At 65.6% G+C, this 18,282-nt stretch carries 15 protein-coding genes; 9 read left to right on the plus strand and 6 right to left on the minus strand.

The features are described 5' to 3' along the window. Positions 1–167 precede the first annotated feature (167 nt). The 9 genes from V7D81_RS06505 to V7D81_RS06545 all read left to right on the plus strand — a co-directional run bounded on the left by V7D81_RS06505 (position 168) and on the right by V7D81_RS06545 (position 10,871). Positions 168–1,970, plus strand: a complete 1,803-nt coding sequence (locus V7D81_RS06505) for an ABC transporter ATP-binding protein (RefSeq protein WP_324315330.1) — start codon at positions 168–170, stop codon at positions 1,968–1,970. Further along, on the plus strand, positions 1,967–3,046 hold the full coding sequence (locus tag V7D81_RS06510; RefSeq protein ID WP_324315331.1) for a sulfate ABC transporter substrate-binding protein: 1,080 nt from the start codon (positions 1,967–1,969) through the stop codon (positions 3,044–3,046). The genes V7D81_RS06505 and V7D81_RS06510 overlap by 4 nt, the downstream gene beginning before the upstream one ends. A gap of 129 nt (positions 3,047–3,175) precedes the next feature. Then, the gene (cysT, locus tag V7D81_RS06515) at positions 3,176–4,021 is read left to right on the plus strand and encodes a sulfate ABC transporter permease subunit CysT (RefSeq protein ID WP_324315332.1); all 846 of its coding nucleotides are present in this window, start codon (positions 3,176–3,178) and stop codon (positions 4,019–4,021) included. Continuing rightward, complete coding sequence (gene cysW, locus V7D81_RS06520; RefSeq protein ID WP_324315333.1) at positions 4,021–4,893, plus strand: sulfate ABC transporter permease subunit CysW; 873 nt, start codon at positions 4,021–4,023, stop codon at positions 4,891–4,893. Before cysT ends, cysW begins: the two co-directional genes overlap by 1 nt. Positions 4,894–4,903: 10 nt before the next feature. Beyond that, entirely contained in the window at positions 4,904–7,009 is a 2,106-nt protein-coding gene (locus V7D81_RS06525; RefSeq protein WP_324315334.1) for a sensor histidine kinase, read from the plus strand. A gap of 220 nt (positions 7,010–7,229) precedes the next feature. After that, on the plus strand, positions 7,230–7,904 hold the full coding sequence (locus V7D81_RS06530) for a response regulator transcription factor (RefSeq protein WP_324315335.1): 675 nt from the start codon (positions 7,230–7,232) through the stop codon (positions 7,902–7,904). Positions 7,905–8,119: 215 nt separating this feature from the next. After that, a complete protein-coding gene (locus V7D81_RS06535) occupies positions 8,120–9,511 on the plus strand; it encodes an FAD/NAD(P)-binding protein (RefSeq protein WP_324315336.1) in 1,392 nt (463 codons plus the stop codon). 2 nt (positions 9,512–9,513) lie between these two features. Beyond that, positions 9,514–10,221 (plus strand): response regulator transcription factor, encoded by a 708-nt coding sequence (locus tag V7D81_RS06540; protein ID WP_324315337.1) that lies wholly within the window; start codon positions 9,514–9,516, stop codon positions 10,219–10,221. Between the two features lie 437 nt (positions 10,222–10,658). After that, the gene (locus V7D81_RS06545) at positions 10,659–10,871 is read left to right on the plus strand and encodes a hypothetical protein (protein WP_324315338.1); all 213 of its coding nucleotides are present in this window, start codon (positions 10,659–10,661) and stop codon (positions 10,869–10,871) included. A gap of 10 nt (positions 10,872–10,881) precedes the next feature. Here V7D81_RS06545 and V7D81_RS06550 read toward each other — a convergent pair whose 3' ends face one another. The 6 genes from V7D81_RS06550 to V7D81_RS06575 form a co-directional block, all read right to left on the minus strand. Further along, the gene (locus tag V7D81_RS06550; protein WP_324315339.1) at positions 10,882–11,790 is read right to left on the minus strand and encodes a DMT family transporter; all 909 of its coding nucleotides are present in this window, start codon (positions 11,788–11,790) and stop codon (positions 10,882–10,884) included. Positions 11,791–12,048: 258 nt separating this feature from the next. Continuing rightward, entirely contained in the window at positions 12,049–13,251 is a 1,203-nt protein-coding gene (purT, locus tag V7D81_RS06555; RefSeq protein WP_324315340.1) for a formate-dependent phosphoribosylglycinamide formyltransferase, read from the minus strand. Positions 13,252–13,471: 220 nt separating this feature from the next. After that, positions 13,472–14,020: an MEDS domain-containing protein gene (locus V7D81_RS06560; RefSeq protein WP_324315341.1), complete on the minus strand. Its 549-nt coding sequence runs from the start codon at positions 14,018–14,020 to the stop codon at positions 13,472–13,474. A gap of 167 nt (positions 14,021–14,187) precedes the next feature. Continuing rightward, entirely contained in the window at positions 14,188–15,021 is an 834-nt protein-coding gene (locus V7D81_RS06565) for a DNA ligase (protein WP_324315342.1), read from the minus strand. A 184-nt stretch (positions 15,022–15,205) separates the two neighbouring features. Next, a complete protein-coding gene (locus V7D81_RS06570) occupies positions 15,206–16,111 on the minus strand; it encodes an alpha/beta hydrolase (RefSeq protein WP_324315343.1) in 906 nt (301 codons plus the stop codon). Positions 16,112–16,146: 35 nt separating this feature from the next. Continuing rightward, positions 16,147–18,210: an FHA domain-containing protein gene (locus V7D81_RS06575; RefSeq protein WP_324315344.1), complete on the minus strand. Its 2,064-nt coding sequence runs from the start codon at positions 18,208–18,210 to the stop codon at positions 16,147–16,149. Positions 18,211–18,282 lie beyond the last annotated feature (72 nt).

The following is an 18,282-nucleotide window of genomic DNA, read 5'->3' on the forward strand; positions in this document are numbered from 1 at the left end:
CTTACTGTGGGGCCGGCTTTCCCGCGGGATTTCCTTCGGTCACAGCCGGCCTCTTTTCGGATGTCAGGCTAAAGCCTGACCTACAAAAAGCACAGATTTCTGTAACCGCTTTGTCACCTCCCCGAGACTGACCCTGCTACCCGGGCGCCGGTAAGCTCGCGCACCCTATGTCCATCACCCTCGATCAAGTTACCAAACGGTATCAGGGCTCCCCGGTCGTCAACGACGTCTCCGTCGAGGTCGGCGAAGGCGAGTTTTTCGTCCTGCTGGGACCCAGCGGCAGCGGCAAGAGCACGCTGCTGCGCGCCATCGCCGGCCTGACCGGCGTGGATCACGGCCGTATCGCGCTGCACGGGCGCGACGTCACGCATGTTTCGGCACGCCAGCGCGGCGTCGGGCTGGTATTCCAGAACTACGCGCTGTTCCGCCACATGTCCGTGGGCGACAACATCGAGTTCGCGCTGCGCGTGCGGCACATGAAGGCCGCCGACCGGCGCGCCCGCCGCAAGGAACTGCTGCGGCTGGTCGCACTGGAAGGCATGGACGACCGCCTGCCGACCCAGCTCTCGGGCGGCCAGCAGCAGCGCGTCGCCGTGGCCCGCGCGCTGGCGCACAAGCCGCAGGTGCTGCTGCTGGACGAACCCTTCGGTGCGCTCGACGCCAAGATCCGCGAAGAACTGCGCCGCACCATCCGCCAGGTGCAGCGCGAACTGAACATCACCACCGTGCTGGTGACGCACGACCAGGAAGAAGCGTTCGCGATGGCCGATCGCATCGGCGTCATGAACCTCGGCCGACTGCTCGAATGCGGCCGGCCCGATGAGTTGTACGCGCGGCCCGCGACCCGCTTCGTCGCCACCTTCCTCGGTGCGGCGAACCTGCTGCTGGCGCGACAGACCGCGAACGGCATCCGCTTCGGCGCGACGCCGGTGAATGCGCGGGCGCTGGAGAAGATCGACAGCGGTCGCGAACACGAAGTCGTCGCGGTGCTGCGTCCGGAAGAAGTGGAACTCGCACCGACCCGCGACAACCTGCGTGTCAGCTATCTCGGCCACGGCGTGATCGACGAGATGGTGTTCACCGGCGCCTTCGAACGCCTGCGGGTACGACTCGCCGATGGCGCGGCCGACGCGCAGATCGCCCGCCCCGGCGGCGATGGCGACGGTGCGGCCGTGCTCGATGTCACGCGCACGCAGCACGAACAGCGCGTGTTCCCGCTCGCGGTCGGCCAGTCGGTCGCGATGGGCGTGCGTCGCATCCACGTGCTGCCGACGCCGCTGTCGAGCTACACCGCAGTGGCGGCCGATCAGCCCGCGGCGGATGCGCTGGTAAAGAATCCGCTGCTCGTGGAACTGGCGAATCGCATGAAGACGCGCATCGTCGCGCGCGTCGAACCGGGGCTCGCGAATCCGTCGAGCGGCCGGCCGGCGACGCCGATTTCCGGTGTCGCCGTGATCGCGCCGCATCAGGATGCGGGCGCGCAGACCGGTCGCGACGTCATCGCGCAGATCGAATGGCTGTTGCACAACGGCGCGGCCGAAGTGCTGGTATTGCCGGACCAGCTCGTGCCGCCGCAGCGCGTGCTGATTCACTGGGCCGACGATGCCGCGCGTCGCGCGACGCTGGCGGTAGCCGCGAGCCTGCTGCGTCACGTGCCGGCCGAGGCCGTGTACGTCGGCATCCTTCCCGAAAGCGCGGGCGAAACGCAGCGGCCGGCCGGCATGCGCACGCTGCTCGATGCGCGCTCGGAAGCGCAGGCCGTGCACGGCCTGGAAATGCGCACCGAACTGCGCTTCGGCGCAGCGGCCGATGAACTGCATCGACAGCTGAGCGAATCGCCCGAACAGATGCTGATCCTCGGCATCTCCGCGCTGGCGGATCTGCGCGCGCGGTTTGCCGCGCTGTTCGCATCTTCGCCCGGCTACCCGATGATGATCGTCCACCGTCCTGCGAGCCCGACGAATCCATGAAGCCGCCCAGACTGCTGTTCGCATCGATGCTGTCCGTCGCGCTGCTCGCCGGTTGCGGCGGCGCCGGCGATTCGGGCGGCAACAAGGTCACGCTGCTCAACGTCAGCTACGACCCGACGCGCGAGCTGTACCGCGATTTCAACGAAGACTTCGCGCGCGACTGGCAACAGCGCACCGGCCAGCGCGTCACGGTCAAGCAGTCGCACGCCGGCTCCGGCAGCCAGGCCCGCGCCGTCATCGACGGACTGGATGCCGATGTCGTGACGCTCGCGCTCGCCTACGACATCAATTCCATCCAGACGAAGGGCAAGCGACTCGGCGCCAACTGGCAGACGCGTTTTCCCGCCAACAGCGCGCCCTACACCTCGACCATCGTGTTCCTGGTGCGCAAGGGCAATCCGAAACAGATTCATGACTGGCCCGACCTGGTGCGCGAGGGCGTGAGCGTCGTGACGCCGAATCCCAAGACCTCCGGCGGCGCGCGCTGGAACTATCTCGCCGCCTGGGGTTACGCACTGCACCGCCAGCTCGGCGGCGACTGGTCGAAGCTCGACGATCCCGCGGCCGAGGCGCAGGTGGAAGAGGCGCAGGCGGCAGCGGCGAAATTCGTGGCCGACATTTTCCGGCATGCGCCGGTGCTCGACAGCGGCGCGCGCGGCTCGACCAACACGTTCGTGCAGCGCGAGATCGGCGATGTGCTGATCGCATGGGAGAACGAAGCGCTGCTGGCACTGCGCGAACTCGGTCCCGAGAAAGTCGAAATCGTCATGCCGTCGATCACCATCCTCGCCGAGCCGCCGGTGGCGGTCGTGGACACCGTGGTGGATCGCCGCGGCACGCGGCAGGTGGCCGAGGCGTACCTGCAGCATCTTTATTCGGACGCCGGCCAGGACATCGTCGCGAAACACTATTTCCGGCCGCGCAATGTGCAGGTGCTGGAGCGCCATCGCGCGCAGTTTCCGGCCGTCGCGACGTTCACGATCGATGAAGTGTTCGGCGGCTGGAACCAGGCGCACGAGCAGCATTTCGCGGATGGCGCGGTGTTCGATCAGATCTACAGGGCGGGCGGGAAGTGAGGAGGAAGGCTACAGGCTACTGGCTACTGGCGACTGGCCAGAGAAGGATCACGCGTTCCCCGTGCCTGGGTGCTTCGCGATTGCGTGCGGACTCTGGCCAGTCGCCTGTAGCCTGCGGCCTGTAGCCCCATGTCCTCCTCCGCACTCCGCCAACCCTCCATCCTCCCCGGCTTCGGACTGACGCTCGGGTTCTCGGTCTTTTTTCTCTGCGCGCTGGTGCTGATTCCGCTCGCGGCGCTGGTGCTCAAGACCGGCACCATGGGCTGGCGCGACTTCCTCAACGTGCTGTTCGATCCGCGCGTGCTGGCCTCTTTCCGTCTCAGCTTCGGCGCGTCGTTCCTCGCCGCGACGCTGAACGCCGTGTTCGGCTTCGTCATCGCTTGGACGCTGGTGCGCTATGACTTTCCGGGACGCAAGTTCATCGATGCGCTCATCGACATGCCCTTCGCGCTGCCGACGGCCGTGTCCGGCATCGCGCTCACGGCGGTGTTCGCGGAGAACGGCTGGATCGGCCAGCATCTCGCGCCGTTCGGCATCAAGGTCGCCTACACCTGGATCGGCGTGGTGGTGGCGCTGACGCTGATCGGCCTGCCGTTTGTCGTGCGCTCGGTGCAGCCGGCATTGCTCGAAGTGCAGCGCGACCTGGAAGACGCCGCCGAAACGCTCGGCGCGGGACGCTTCACGATCTTCCGCCGCATCATCCTGCCGACCGTGCTGCCGGCGCTGCTGACCGGATTCACGATGGCATTCGCGCGCGGCGTCGGCGAATACGGCTCGGTGATCTTCATCGCCGGCAACCTGCCGATGAAGACCGAGATCGCGCCGCTGCTGATCGTCATCAAGCTGGAGCAGTTCGACTACGTCGGCGCCGCGGCCATCGGCTTTCTCATGCTCGTGATTTCGTTCGTGATGCTGCTGTCGATCAACCTGCTGCAGACCTGGGGGCGTCGCCGGCACGTGGCGGCGGGACGCTGATGGCGCACGGACCGTCCAAGGCACTGCTGGCGGAACTGGCGAGCCGCCCGGGGCGCGACACGTTCGTCAGCACGCTCATCAAGGGCATGTTCATCGCGCTGTCGCTGCTGTTCCTCGCGGCGCTCTTGTTCGCGCCGCTCATCACGGTGTTCGCCACCGCGCTGAGCAAGGGCTTCGAAATGTATGTCGAGAGCTTCGCCGATCCGGACACGCTGGCCGCGATCCGGCTCACGCTCATCACCGCCGCGATCGTCGTGCCGGTCAACACCGTGTTCGGCATCGCCGCCGCGTGGGCCATCGCCAAGTTCGAATTCAAGGGCAAGAGCATCCTGATCACGCTCATCGATCTGCCGATCGCCGTGTCGCCCGTGATCTCGGGCCTGATCTACGTGCTGCTGTTCGGCATGCAGGGCTGGTTCGGGCTGTGGCTGCAGGAGCACGACATCAGCATCATCTTCGCGCTGCCGGGCATCGTGCTGGCGACCATGTTCGTGACCTTCCCGTACGTGGCGCGCGAGCTGATTCCGCTGATGCAGCAGCTCGGCAACGACGAGGAAGAAGCCGCGATCACGCTCGGCGCGGGCGGACTGATGACGTTCTTCCACGTTACGCTGCCGAAGATCCGCTGGGGTCTGGTCTATGGCGTGATCCTGTGCAATGCGCGCGCGATGGGCGAGTTCGGCGCCGTGTCCGTGGTGTCGGGCCACATCCGCGGGCTGACCACGACCATGCCGCTGCACGTCGAAATCCTATATAACGAGTACAACTTCGTGGGCGCGTTCGCCGTGGCCTCGCTGCTGACGCTGCTGGCCGTGGTCACGCTCATCATCAAGTCGCTGGTCGAGTGGCGCACCGGATACAGCAAGCGATAGCTTCGGACCCATGCTTTCCCGACTCCAGGAATTCATCGACCAGCTCCAGATCGACACCTCGCGTGCGAGCCTGGGCTTCTGGATCGCGGCCATCAACGTCGCGATCGTGGTGCTGGTGGTGGGCGGCATTTCCATTTCCGCGATCGGCTCGCTGCGCGATCTCGCCGACCAGCAGGGCAAGTCGCGCGTGCAGCTCGCCGGCGCGATGGCGCGCGAGGATCTGCGTCGCTACGGCGAAGACGCGCTGATCCAGGCCAAGACCGTGGCCGAACGCGCCACGCTGCAGCGGCTGCTCGCCGACCGGCAGGCTGCCGCCGTCGGTCCCTATCTGCGCCGTTCCTGCAACAGCGACACGATCGCTTCGTGCGCCGTGTTCGAAGGCAAGACCCTCGTCGCGCAGGCCGGCGTGGCGCTGCCGTGGGCGGAAATCGCCGAGACCGGGGCCGAGCAGGGCGAACGCTTTCTGGTTGCTGCGAGCAATGCACCGTACGCCGTGCTCGGCGCGTCGGCGCAGATCGGCGGTGCGACGGAACGGCGTCTGTACGTGGCGCGGCTGTTCGACGAGAAGCTCGGCCGCGTGCTGTCGGATCGCGTCGGCATGCCGATCCGCCTGATCGGTTATCGCAGCTTCGTCGAGAACAAGAAGGTCGACGATTACACGCGGCTGCATTCGGCGGGCCTGTCGGATGGCCGGTCCGCCGTTGCGCGCATCGAGAGCGACGATCTGTACGCGGCGAGCTTCCCCGTGTTCGCCTCGACGGGCGAGGCGATCGCGCTGCTGGAAGCGCGTTTGGCGGCGAGCGACATCGACGAATCCGTCGGCAGCCTGGTGCGGCGGCTGCTGGTCACCGCGGTCATTCTCGCGGCGGTGGCCGTGCTGGCCGGCGTGATTCTCGGCCAGCAGGTGACGGGTCCGGTGAGCACCCTGACCGAAGCCGCCGAACGCCTCGGCCACGGCGATTTCTCGACGTCGATTCCCGTCGGCGGCACCAAGGAAGTCGGCCAGCTCGGGCGCACCATGGAAGACATGCGCAACAATCTCGTGGAACTCACGGGCGCGTTGCGGCGCAGCGAGGCCGAAGCGCAGGCCGTGCTCAGCGGCATCGTCGAAGGCGTGTATGCCGTCGACAAGTCACGCGTCATCCGCTACCTGAATCCGCAGGCGGCGCGACTCATGGGCGTGCAGGCACACGATGCCATCGGCCGCTTCTGCGGCGACGTGCTGAAGCCCTGTGCCGAGAACGGCGTGCGACCGTGCGAGAACAATTGCCCGATCCTGCGCGCGCGCACCGAGGGCAGCGCGCAGGCGACCGAACGATTGAACCTGCGCGAGGGTGCACCGCGCACGGCCATCATCACCAGCGCCTCGCCGGTCGACGATCTGCAGGTGCAGGTGATCCGCGACGAAACCGAACTGGAAGGCGTGCGCCGCGCGCGCGATTCCGTGCTCGCGAACATCTCGCACGAATTCCGCACGCCGCTGGCCGCGCAGCTCGCCTCCATCGAACTGCTGCGCGAAGGCATGGACACGATGCCGCCGGCCGATCAGAAGGAACTGGTGCTGTCGCTGGAACGCGGCGCGCTGCGGTTGACGCGCCTGATCGACAACCTGCTGGAGAGCGTGCGCATCGAATCCGGCCAGCTCGGCATCCGTCACCAGAGCATCGCGGTCGAGGAACTGGTGGAGGATGCGGATGCATTGATCGGCGCGTTGCTGAAACAACGCCGGCAGACGCTGGAGCTCGACCTCCCCGAGGATCTGCCGCGCATCGATGGCGACGGTCCGCGTCTCACGCAGGTGTTCGTCAACCTGCTGGCGAACGCCAGCAAGTTCGCACCGGAAGACAGCGTCGTTCGTGTGGGTGCTTCGGCGACGGATCGCACCGTCACCGTGTGGGTGGAGGATGAAGGTCCCGGCGTTCCGGACATCGAGTCGGGCTCGATCTTCGAGCGCTTCCATCGCGGCCCCGAGCAGGAGCCTGAACCCGGCGGCCTCGGTCTCGGACTATGGATCGTCAAGTCGATCATCAATCGTCACGAAGGCTCCATTCACGCGGAGCGCAAGGACGGCCGGACGCGCTTCGTGGTGGAGTTGCAGCAGGCGAAATCGGAGTGATCGGTCTCTTCCTGTAGGTCAGGCTTTCCCGCGGGACTTCCTTCGGTCGCAGCCTGACAGTTCCAGGCCGGCTGAAGCCGGCCCCACAGCAAGAGCAATCCTTTGATGCAGGTACGACGCGGTTACGACCATATGACATTTCTGTATACGCCGCGCAGGCGGCCTGCCCTATTCTGGCCTTCGTGACTTTCGTCACCGCCGTCACTTTCGTCACTACTCTATGAAAATCCTCTCCGCCGACGACGACAAGGACCTGCTGGCGCTGATCGCGTTCACGCTGTCGCAGGCCGGCTATCTGGTGGTCAAGGCTGGCGACGGTCCGAGCGCCATCAAGGCGTTCGAGACCGAAGCGCCGGACCTGGTGATCCTCGACATCAACATGCCCGGCGCCAGCGGCTTCCAGGTGTGCGAAGCCGTGCGCACCAAGTCGCGCGTGCCGGTGATGATGCTGACGGCGCGCGGCGAAGAAGAAGATCTGGTGAAGGCGCTGGAACTCGGCGCGGACGACTACCTCACCAAACCTTTCAGCCCGCGCACGCTGCTCGCGCGCGTCAAGGCGTTGCTGCGTCGCGCCGGTATGGAAAACTCCGCGCCGCTCGCCGCCGGTCGCGTCAAGCTGGATGTCGAGGAGCACACCGTGCAGGTCGGCGGCAACTCGCCGGTGCGTCTCACCAAGCTCGAACTGCGCCTGCTGCAGATGCTGATCGCCAACGCCGGCCACACCGTCAGCTCCGACCGCCTGCTGATGCAGGTGTGGGGCCACAAGGGCTCCGGCGACCGCCAGCTCCTCAAGCAGCTCGTGCACCGCCTGCGCCAGAAGATCGAGATCGATCCGACGAATCCCGACATGCTGCAGACCGCGCCGGGCGCGGGATACAAGCTCGTGGTGGAGTGAGAGAGAAGAAAAGAATGGCCGCGAAAAGGCGCAAAGATCACAAAGTACGAATGAAATCCTGATTCCGACCTTTGTGATCTTTGCGCCTTTTTGCGGCCATTCCTCTTTCTTCATCCGCAATGGCAGCGGTTTCGCCCGACATCTAACCCCCGCGTTACTTACTTGATACCGCCCTTCACCTAGTCTGTTGCTACAGAGTTGGGTGGAGTTCCTGATTGGGGGGATTGCTGCGCACGATCGCGATCGTCGGTGGGGGGTTCAGCGGCACGGTGCTGGCCGAAAATCTGCTGCGACGTCCCCCCGCCGGCCCGACACGACTCGTGCTCATCGAGCGCGGCGCCGGAGTCGGGCGCGGCGTTGCCTATGCGGAGCGCGGCTTTCCGTATCTGCTGAACGTGCCGGCGAGCCGCATGTCGGCGAACTCGCTCGCGCCGCAGGAATTCCTGCGCTTTGCCCAGGAGCGCATCCCCAAGGCGACCGGCGAGGATTTTCTGCCGCGTGCGCTCTATGGCGAATATCTGCAGCAGGTGCTGCTGGCCGCGGAGCTGAGCGCGCCGCGCACCATCCGGCTGGAGACCTGGCGCGGCGAGGTGACGGGCGTGCGGCGCCTCGAACGGCACCTGCCGCTGCAGCTCGAGTTCAGCGACGGACGCAGGCTGACGGCCGACGATGTCGTGCTCGCGCCCGGCAACCCGAAGCCTGCATCGCTGCCGCCGGCCAAGGCGATTGCCGATCATCCTGGCTATGTCGCCGATCCGTGGTCGCAGGATGTCCAGTTCGCACGGCACGAGACGGTGCTGTTGATCGGCACGGGGCTCACGATGGCCGACATCGTCAACATCGCCTCCGTCGATCGGCATGCCACGCCGAAGATTCACGCACTGTCGCGCCATGGGCTGCTGCCGCCGCGACAGACGCCATTTCGTCCCGAAGCCTTTCGCGGCGACGGCAATGCGCTGCTGCTGGCGGCGTCGCGTTCGCTGCGCGGTCTGGCCGGTGCGGTGCGCCTGCTGGCGAGCGAAGCGGAGAAATGCGGCGGCGACTGGCGCGAGGCGATCACGTTCGTGCGCCACATGGCGCCGACCATCTGGCAGCGCATGCCGGAACGCGACCGCGAACGTTTCCTGCGGCATCTGCGCGCGCAGTGGGACGTGCATCGCCATCGCCTGCCGCCGGAGATCCTGCAGCGCATCGATGGATTGCGTAACGCAGGCCAGTTGCAGATCCATGCCGGACGCATCCAGCGCTTCGAGTCGCGCGCCGGGCGGATCGAAGTCACCTGGCGGCCGCGTCACGCATCGCAGTTGACTTCGCTCGTGGTCGACAAGGTCATCAACTGCACCGGTCCCGATTACTCGATCGCACGTTCATCGGAACCGCTGTGGCGCAACCTGTTGCAACGGGGATTGTGCGTGTCCGATCCGTTCGGCCTGGGGCTGCGCACGGGACCGAAAGGTGCGGTGATCGACGCGGACGGCTGGCCCGGTCCGCACCTGTTCTATGTCGGCCCGATGCTGCGGGCCGATCACTGGGAGGCGACCGCCGTCGGCGAACTGCGCACGCATGCCGAATCGCTCGCCGCGCTGCTTGCCACGGAACGAACCTGATCATGAGTGTCGACTTCAGTTCATCGCCCGCGCAGCTCAAGGTGCTCATCGCCGACGATGATGCCGACCTGCGCGCGCTCATCGGATTCACGCTGCACCAGGCCGGCTTCGATGTCTGCACCGCCTCCGACGGGCCGAGTGCGCTGGAGACGTTCGCCGCCCAGCGGCCCGATCTCGTGCTGCTCGACGTGAACATGCCGCCGCCCAACGGTCTCGAGGTCTGCAGCACCATCCGCACCAGTTCGACGGTGCCGATCATGATGCTGAGCGTGCGCGATCAGGAGGACGATCTGGTCGCGGCGATCGATGCCGGCGCCGATGACTACGTGCGCAAGCCGTTCAGTCCGCGTGCCCTGATCGCGCGAGTGCGGGCGCTGGTGCGTCGCGGCGCGAGCCTCAGTCCCGGCACCATCGAGACGGGCAATGTGCACCTCGACCTCGATCGGCACACGCTGCGGATCGGTACTGCCTCGCCGCTCAGCCTGACACCGCTGGAAACGAAAGCCCTGCAACTGCTGGTGACCAGTCCGGGCCGGACCGTCACTGCCGAACGATTGCTCAATCACGTGTGGGGCCGCGCCACGTCGCGCGAACGCCGCACGCTCAAACAGCTCATCTACCGGCTGCGCAAGAAACTCGAGGACGATCCTGCCTCGCCCCGTGTGCTGCAGACCACGCCGGGAGCGGGTTACAAGCTCGTGACGGAGTAGGAGAAGGAAAGAATGGCCGCAAAAAGGCGCAAGGATCACAAGGTCGGAATCAGGGTTCATTCTCATTTTTGAGATCCTTGCGCCTTTTTGCGGCCATTTCCTTCTTTGTGGCTGCCGCAGTGCGACGCAATCATGCTGCGACCGCGTCGTGACTTCCGAGCGACTGACGTTGTTACTGCAACGGCGCTAGATTGACCCCGCAACGCTTCAGCCGTCCAAGGATCAGGGAAAGCCTCAGTGGACGATTCAAGGATCAGACAACTGGAAGTGATGGATGTATACCGCAAAATCATGGAATCTTGCGGTCGGGCGCTGTCGAAGAAAAACCAGCGGTGCTGGAACACGAAATGCGGCCCGGCGTTACACGGCACCGATGTCACGCGATCTCAATGAACGGTTGGCAGGATGAGGCCCGGCATCATCCCGGAAGGACGACGATGGCTTACGCAATTTCGACGGAACAATGGGGCGACACCTGGACGCAGTGGCGGCAAGGCGTGGTCGCGGCGATTCGCAGCGATTTTCCGGAAGTGCTGCAGGACATCGGCGAGAACGACATCGACTGGGACGCCTGGCGTGTCTACTACGATCAGGGTCACTCGCCGCAGCAGGCGGTCGATCACGCATTCCTGCGTAACGTCGAGGCCTGAGGGTCTTTTCCTACTTCGCGCCAGATGAGCGCTGCTGACTCAGCGCCACGCTGCCGAGGATCAGTGCACAGGCCACGGTCATGCTGAACGTCACCGGTTCATCGAGCAGCAGCCAGGCCCACAGCACGCCGAACAGCGGCACCAGGTAGGTGACCGTCGAGGCTCGCGGCGCGCCGATCCGGTAGATGAGCCGATAGAACAGCGTGTAGGCGACGCCGGTGCACAGCACGCCGAGCGTGATCGCGCAGACCCACGACACCGTCGGGATCGGGTGATCCGGCCAGGTCGCAATCGCCAGCGGCGAGAGCAGCACACTGGCGCACAGCAAGGTCGCCGACGCATTGGCGCCGGCAGGAATGCCGGACAGGTGCTTGCGCAGCAGGTTCGCACCGATGCCGTAGAGAAACGCCGCGAAGGTTCCCACGAGCGCGGCCTGCCAGACGCTTTCGCCGCCGGTCTTGTCGCTCGCCAGCACGACCACGCCGACGAATCCCGCCACGAGACCCATCGCACGCCGCGTGTCGATGCGTTCGCCGAAGAACAGCAGGGCAATCAGCGCGGTGAACATCGCCGCCGTGGCATTGCTGATCGCGCCGATGCCGGCGGGTGCGCGCTGTGCGGCCCAGGCGAAGAGTACGAATGGAATCGCCGAATTGATTGCCCCGATGCCGACGATCTTCCACCAGAGCGTGCCGGTGATGCGCCTGCGTTCGCGCCACAGGAACGGCGACAGGATCAACCCGCCGAGCGCCAGCCGCACTTCGACCAGCGCAAACGCGCCGAAATCTTTTGCCGCGATACGCATGAACAGGAACGACGCGCCCCAGATGGCGCCGAGCACCAGCAGTTCCACCGGCGTAAGCCAGGCGCTCGTCGCCGCGGCAACAGGGGGTACGACGTTCTCCGGAGCGGCGGCCATGGCGATCTCGGTTGAAAACGGCCGCTGATTGTCACCCGGGATGGGCGGGGCGCAAGTCCGGATTCGGACAAAGGCGTAGGAGTTTCACACGGAGTTCACGGAGAACACGGAGGTCGGAGAAGGGAAATTTCCACGGGGAAAGAAATGGGAACACGGGGAGCACGGGGATAAGAAATTTTCTGTTCCAAACCCCGTGTCCCCCGTGTCCCCCGTGTTCCCATTTCTTCCCCCCGTGGAAATTTCTTCTTCTTTCCGAACCTACCTGAGCTTCACGCCCTCGACGAGCAGCTGCGTCATGGCTCGCGCTTTGGCCCGGGCGTCTTCGATGTCCCTGCCGAGCGCGAGCGCGACGCCCATGCGGCGATGGCCGCGGACTTCGGGCTTGCCGAACAGGCGCACGGCGGTGTCCGGTTCGGCGAGGGCACGGTCGACGTTGCCGAATTCGATGTCGTTCGAATCGCCGTCGACCAGCAATGCACAGGATGCCGCCGGTCCGTGCTGGCGGATGGCGGGGATCGGCAGGCCGAGGATGGCGCGGGCGTGCAGCGCGAATTCGGACAGATCCTGCGAGATCAGGGTGACGAGACCGGTGTCGTGCGGGCGCGGCGAGACTTCGCTGAAGTAGATCGCATCGCCGGCGACGAAGAGTTCGACGCCGAAAATGCCGTTGCCGCCGAGTTCGCGCGTAACCGCCTCGGCGACGCGCTTCGATTCGGCGAGTGCGGCTGCGCTCATGGCCTGCGGCTGCCACGATTCGCGATAGTCGCCGTCGATCTGCAGATGACCGATCGGATCGCAGAAACTGGTGTGGCCGCCGTGGCGGACGGTGAGCAGCGTGATTTCGTAGTCGAACTCGACGAAACCTTCGACGATGATGCGGCCGCTGCCGGTACGACCGCCGGCCTGCGAATAGTCCCAGGCGTGAGCGATGTCGGCGGCGCTGCGCACGACGCTCTGGCCCTTGCCTGACGAACTCATCACCGGCTTCACGACGCAGGGCATGCCGAGTTCGCGCACGGCAGCTTCGTACTGTTCGCGCGTGTCGGCGAAACGATAAGGGGAAGTTCGCAGGCTGAGCTGTTCAGCCGCCAGCCGGCGAATGCCCTCGCGATCCATCGTCAGCCGCGCCGCGCGCGCGGTCGGAATGACCGTGAAGCCTTCCGCTTCCAGTTCCAGCAGCGTCGGCGTCGCGATCGCCTCGATCTCCGGCACGATCAGCCGCGGCCGTTCCTGTTCGACGATCGCGCGCAGGGCCTTGCCGTCGAGCATGCTGATGACGTGCGAACGATGCGCGACCTGCATCGCCGGTGCATTCGCATAACGATCGACTGCAATCACCTCGCAGCCGAAGCGCTGCAGCTCGATCGCGACTTCCTTGCCGAGTTCGCCGGCGCCCAGCAGCATGACGCGCAGGCCGGAAGGCGACAGCGGCGTTCCCAGGGAGATTGAAGAAGTCTTCACGGTATTCCCGCTGCGATGGTTCAGGGGCCGCGAGTATCGGCCGATGCATCGTTCCCTGACAACAGGAGCAGGAACGTTTCACGCGGAGAGGAAGGGGATTTCACACGGAGATCACGGAGAGCACGGAGTTCAAGAAGAAATACTCTGTTTTCTTCCTGTCTCTGTGTCCTCCGTGATCTCTGTGCGAAATATTCCTCCGATTCCGTGCCCTTCGCTCTGCTCAGTCTCCGTGGACCACGTGGCTGTGCAATGCGCGCACGCGTTCGCCGAAGCGCGGCGTGCCGCGGGCACCGTCGACGACAGAGGTCGAATAGCCGCAGAGGAGGGTGAAACGATGCTCGCGTCCGAACTCGTTCCAGAGTTCTTCGAGCTGCAGCGCCGCCTCGGTCAAGCCGTCCTTGGCCAGCAGGTTCACCATTTCGCCGTGGGCACGCACCGGCCGGCCGCGCGCCGCGGCCTGACGCATGAGCGTATCCAGCAGCAGATGGAAGCGCTGGCGATCGCAGCGGTCGCCATCCATGAACTGTGTCAGCAGCGTGCCTGCGTCGAGTTCGATGTACTGATAGCGCGTGGCCAGCGACTCAGGCTCGAAGCCGAGCCGCTGCAGTTCGGTCCGCAATGCGACGCGATATTCGGCTGTGACCACGACCAGACAGGTCTCGTCGCCGGCGAGCCCCTCGGCGAGGAACGCGCCAACCAGGCGCATCCGTTCGACATCGTCGGCGAAGAAGCCGACCAGATGACCTGCGGGAAAGGGGGAGCCACTCATGGGGCGGCAGCATAGGTCGCGGGAAAAGAATGTCCATGCGCCATTCACCGGAACGCGGATGAAGCATTCCGGGCCGACGGAGCCTCAGCGAATCCACGTCACGGATTGCTGATTTCTCCTGCGGCTTTCCCTCACATGATCAGGTCATCGATGAGAGGGCAACAGCATCAGTCGGCCGCTGCGGAAGCCATGCGCAGGAAGCGCGCAAATCGCGGCACGCCGTTGGCGGTCTCGCCCTGAAAGCCGTACGTGATCCAGCTGCCGATGGGCGGTGGAGCGTGTCGCTGCGCATCGCTCAGTCCGCTGCCGACATTGAATTCCAGTCCGTCGGCACGACGCACGCGCAGTGCGCCGAGCAGGTTCGCATACTTGCCCTTGCCCGGCAGATGCGCGATGACCTGCGCCTCGGCGTCCTGCTGGCGCTTGAGTTTCAGCAAGTCGTCGCTGCGGCCGGCGCGATACGGCGCAGCGCCGTGATGCAGCATCAACCCTTCGCCGCCTTGCGCGATCAGCGCATCGAGTGCGGCGAACAGTTCCTCGCGATCGCGGACCTTGAACTGCCGGACGGGCTGCAGCCACGACGGCAGGGCAGCGAGGCGTTGCAGTTCGGACAGCCGGCGATCGAACGGACCGGGATGCTGGGGCAGATCGAAGATCATGAAACGGATACGACGCCACGCAGCGTCGACCGGCACGGCATCGCGCACCGTCGCGACGACGGCTTCGAACTCGCCGCGGTCGATCCAGAGTTCGCCGTCCAGCGCCATGTCGGGAAGTCCATCGAGAAACCACACAGGCGCTGCGATGACGTTGCCCGACCGGCTCAGCAATTCGCGGCCGTTCCAGAGCGCGCGCACGCCGTCGAATTTTTCGCTGATCCAGTAGTCGGCGACGGAAATGTCGTCGCGGAAGGGATTGGCGAGCAGCACCGGCGCGGCCGTCGATGCGAAGGCGTCCGTGCCGAGCAGCAATAGCGATCCGAGAAAGTGGCGGCGTTCCATGCCGGGGCTCCGTGAGGGGTGAGACGGCCATCAGACCCGACACGGCAGGTGAGCGGTACGCGAATTTCTGGGGTTTTCGCGAAGAAACAATGGCCGCAAAAAGGCGCAAACGAACGCAAGGTAAGAATTCAGACTCCTTCCTTCCTTGCGCTCTTCTGCGCCTTCTTGCGGCCATTCCTCCGTATCAGCGATACGACCCCGCGACGAACTCCAGCGCATCCACCAGTCCGGTGCGCCAGTACGTCCAGTTGTGTTCGCCGTCGCGCACGCGATATTCGTGCGGGATCTGCCGCTGCCTGAAGACCGTGTGCAGCGCGTCGCTGCCCTGCGAAAGAAAATCATCGTCGCCGATGTCGATCCACCAGCGCGTGTTGCGCAGCTGTGCGACCGGCAGGGTCTTCGCCAACGCCAGCGGCGAATGCGTGCGCCAGCTTTCGTTGAGACGCGCCTCGCCCTGCAAGCCGGCGCCGTAGATCGGTGCGAAGAAGCGTTCGTAGTCGGCATCCGGCGTCGCGATCATTTCTTCTTCGGTGCGAATGCCGGGCGACAGTGCCGCCGCCGCGCTGAACAGTTCGGGATGACGCATCGCCAGCATCATCGCGCCGTAACCGCCCATCGACAGGCCGACGGCGCTTCTGAACAGCCGCTGCTGGCGCGTGCGGAAGGTGCGATCGATAAAGGGAATGAATTCCTCGATCAGCATGCTCTCGTAGCGGACCTTGCCGTCGGCGCTGTTCTGGTACCAGGTCGTCCTGGCATCCGGCATCACCAGGATCATGGGCGGCAGCCGGCCGCTGGCGATGGCCGCATCGACGAGCCGGTCGGCCGAGCCCTGCTGGATCCAGTCGGTTTCCGAATCGACCGGCGCGAATGGCATGCCGTGCAGCAGGTACACCACCGGATAACGGCGCGTCGGACTGCTCTCGTATCCCGCGGGCAGATACACGCTGTAGCTCACGTTGCGCCCGAGGAGGGTGCTCTTGAATTCGCGGCTTTCGAGCACCTTGCCGTCGTCGGCGCGAGCGAGCGGCAGTGCGAACACAAACAGCAGGCACAGGGACAGCAGGGACGCGGACAGCGTTCGATTCATCGACGGGGACTCCGGAAGGGACAGGGATGCAATCGTCAATCGTCGTGGCGACGACCGAACGGTACGACCTCGCCGCCGCCGGGCGGTTCCGCCGGGCGCATGCCGAGCCGGAATTTCAGATCGCCGATGGCGAGCAGGTCGCCTTCGTGCAGCACGTGCTGCTTCACGAGCTGATCGTTCACGTAACAGCCGTTGGTGCTGCCGGCATCTTCGACGATCACGGCATTGGGACCGACCAGCAGCCGGGCGTGATGCCGGCTGATCATTTTCGAAGGAATGAAGATGTCGTTGTCGTTGGTGCGGCCGATCGTCATGACGCGGCGATTGAGCAGGATCGGTTCGCCGTCGTGATTGACCGGTTCGAGAAAACGTTCGACCGGCAGCGCGGCCGGCGATTCTTCCGCGTCGGGCGTCATGCGGTCGACGTCCTGGCGGATGGCCGCCAGCGCTTCGATGTGTACGGCGAGATCGGCCTTGAGCGTCGCGATGCGGTTGTCGCGATTGAAGATCTGCTGGGTCATGGTCTTGACCCGTGCGCGCGCCTTGCCGAGCTGTTCCGACATGATGCCGCGCTCGTCCTGTGCCGTACGGATTTCGGCCCGCAGATCGTCGATGAGCGTATCGCGCGCCCGCAGCGAGGTTTCGAGTCCGTGGATCGTCGAGGCGGACTCCTGCAGTTGCGTGCGCACCTGCGCCAGCTCGGCATTGCGTTCGTTGAGCAACTGCGTGTCGTCGGTCGAGACCGCGTGCAGGCGTTCGACTTTGCGTCGCAGGTCCTGATTCGAACGCTGCAGTTCCTCGATCGCAGCATGCGCTTCGGCCAGTTCCTGCTGCCGGGTCTGGGCGATGCCCGACTGGCTCTGCAGTTCCGACCAGACGGAGACGGCGTCGCGCTTCACTTCCGCGAGTTCGGTCGTCGCCTGCGCCAGTTCCGCCGAGCGCGCTTCCAGTTGCGGCGTCAGGCCGGCGAATTCATCGCGCTCCCGGGTCATCGACCGCAGCGCGCCGTCCAGTTCGTCGATGCGCGCCTGCAGCGCCGCCAGTCGTTCCTGGTCGCCGGCGGATCGTGACGCCGCCTCTCGCAGGTTTTCCTCCAGCGCCTCGCACGTACGTTGCGACTGCTGTTCCTGGTGTCGCAGGGCTTCCAGTTCCAGGCCGAGCTGCGCGATCTGTTCGTCGCGCGCAGCGATGTCGGCGGCGAGACGATCGCTCGAAGCGGCCCGCTGGTTCGCCTCGTCCAGCAGGGACGTGCGGCGATGCGCATCGGCAAAGGCCTGCTGCAGCCGTTCGTCGAGTTCCTCGCGCGAGCGTTCCAGCGAGGCGATGGTCGCGTTCCGCTGCGTGACCATCGCGGACATGATGTCGTAGTCGGCGAGCTTGGCGGCGAGATTGCGCGCCAGGACGTTCGCCTTGCCGTTCTCGGTGATCACGGCCCGCTGCAGTTCGTCGATCTGGCGCGCGCGGGCGGCGGCGAGTTCGCGCGATTCCTCCAGCGCTTCGCGCAGGCGCGCGTGTTCGTCGGCGGTGCTGGTGAAATTCGCGGTGCTGCGTTCGAGCTGCTGTTCGAGCGAGACACGCTGCTGCTCCGCGGCGAGCCGGTCGGCCTCGCGCGCCTCGTCCGCCTTGATGAGCTGGGCGCGATGGCTTTCGCCCTGATCGCGCAGCTGCTGCTGCAGGCGCTGGATCAGCGCAGTCGAGATCTCGTGCTGCTGTCGCAGATGCGCGAGTTGCTCGTCGGCAGCGGCGAGACGCGAGTTGAGTTCGCTGCGCTCGGCGTTGGGAATGCGGGTCGCGGCTTCTTCGGTCTCGCGCTGGGCGCGGCGGGCCGCTGCCAGCTCGGCTTCGAGCGCCTGGATGCGCTGGCGCAGGCGTTCGACATTGAGCGACAGATCGACCCCGCCGGGAACCGGGAAGCCGGCCTGGCTGGTGCGCACGATCGTCTCGGTGCCCGGCTCGTCCAGGCCTTCGACCAGCCAGGTATCCGTGGTCGACAGCGCATCCGTCAGTTCCGGCGGCTGTGCAGTTTCGTAGGCGACGACGTCGAGCTGGGGCAGCTCGTCGGTCCGGTCGAGATCTTCGGCGTCGGGGTGGGTCGACATGCGGAGGCCGCGGGGCGGTTGGATTTGCAGCCTACCTCAGCGGCGGTCCAATGCCAGCGGTACTTGGTGTAG

Source organism: Povalibacter sp., assembly GCF_036735925.1.
Classification (GTDB): domain Bacteria; phylum Pseudomonadota; class Gammaproteobacteria; order Steroidobacterales; family Steroidobacteraceae; genus Steroidobacter.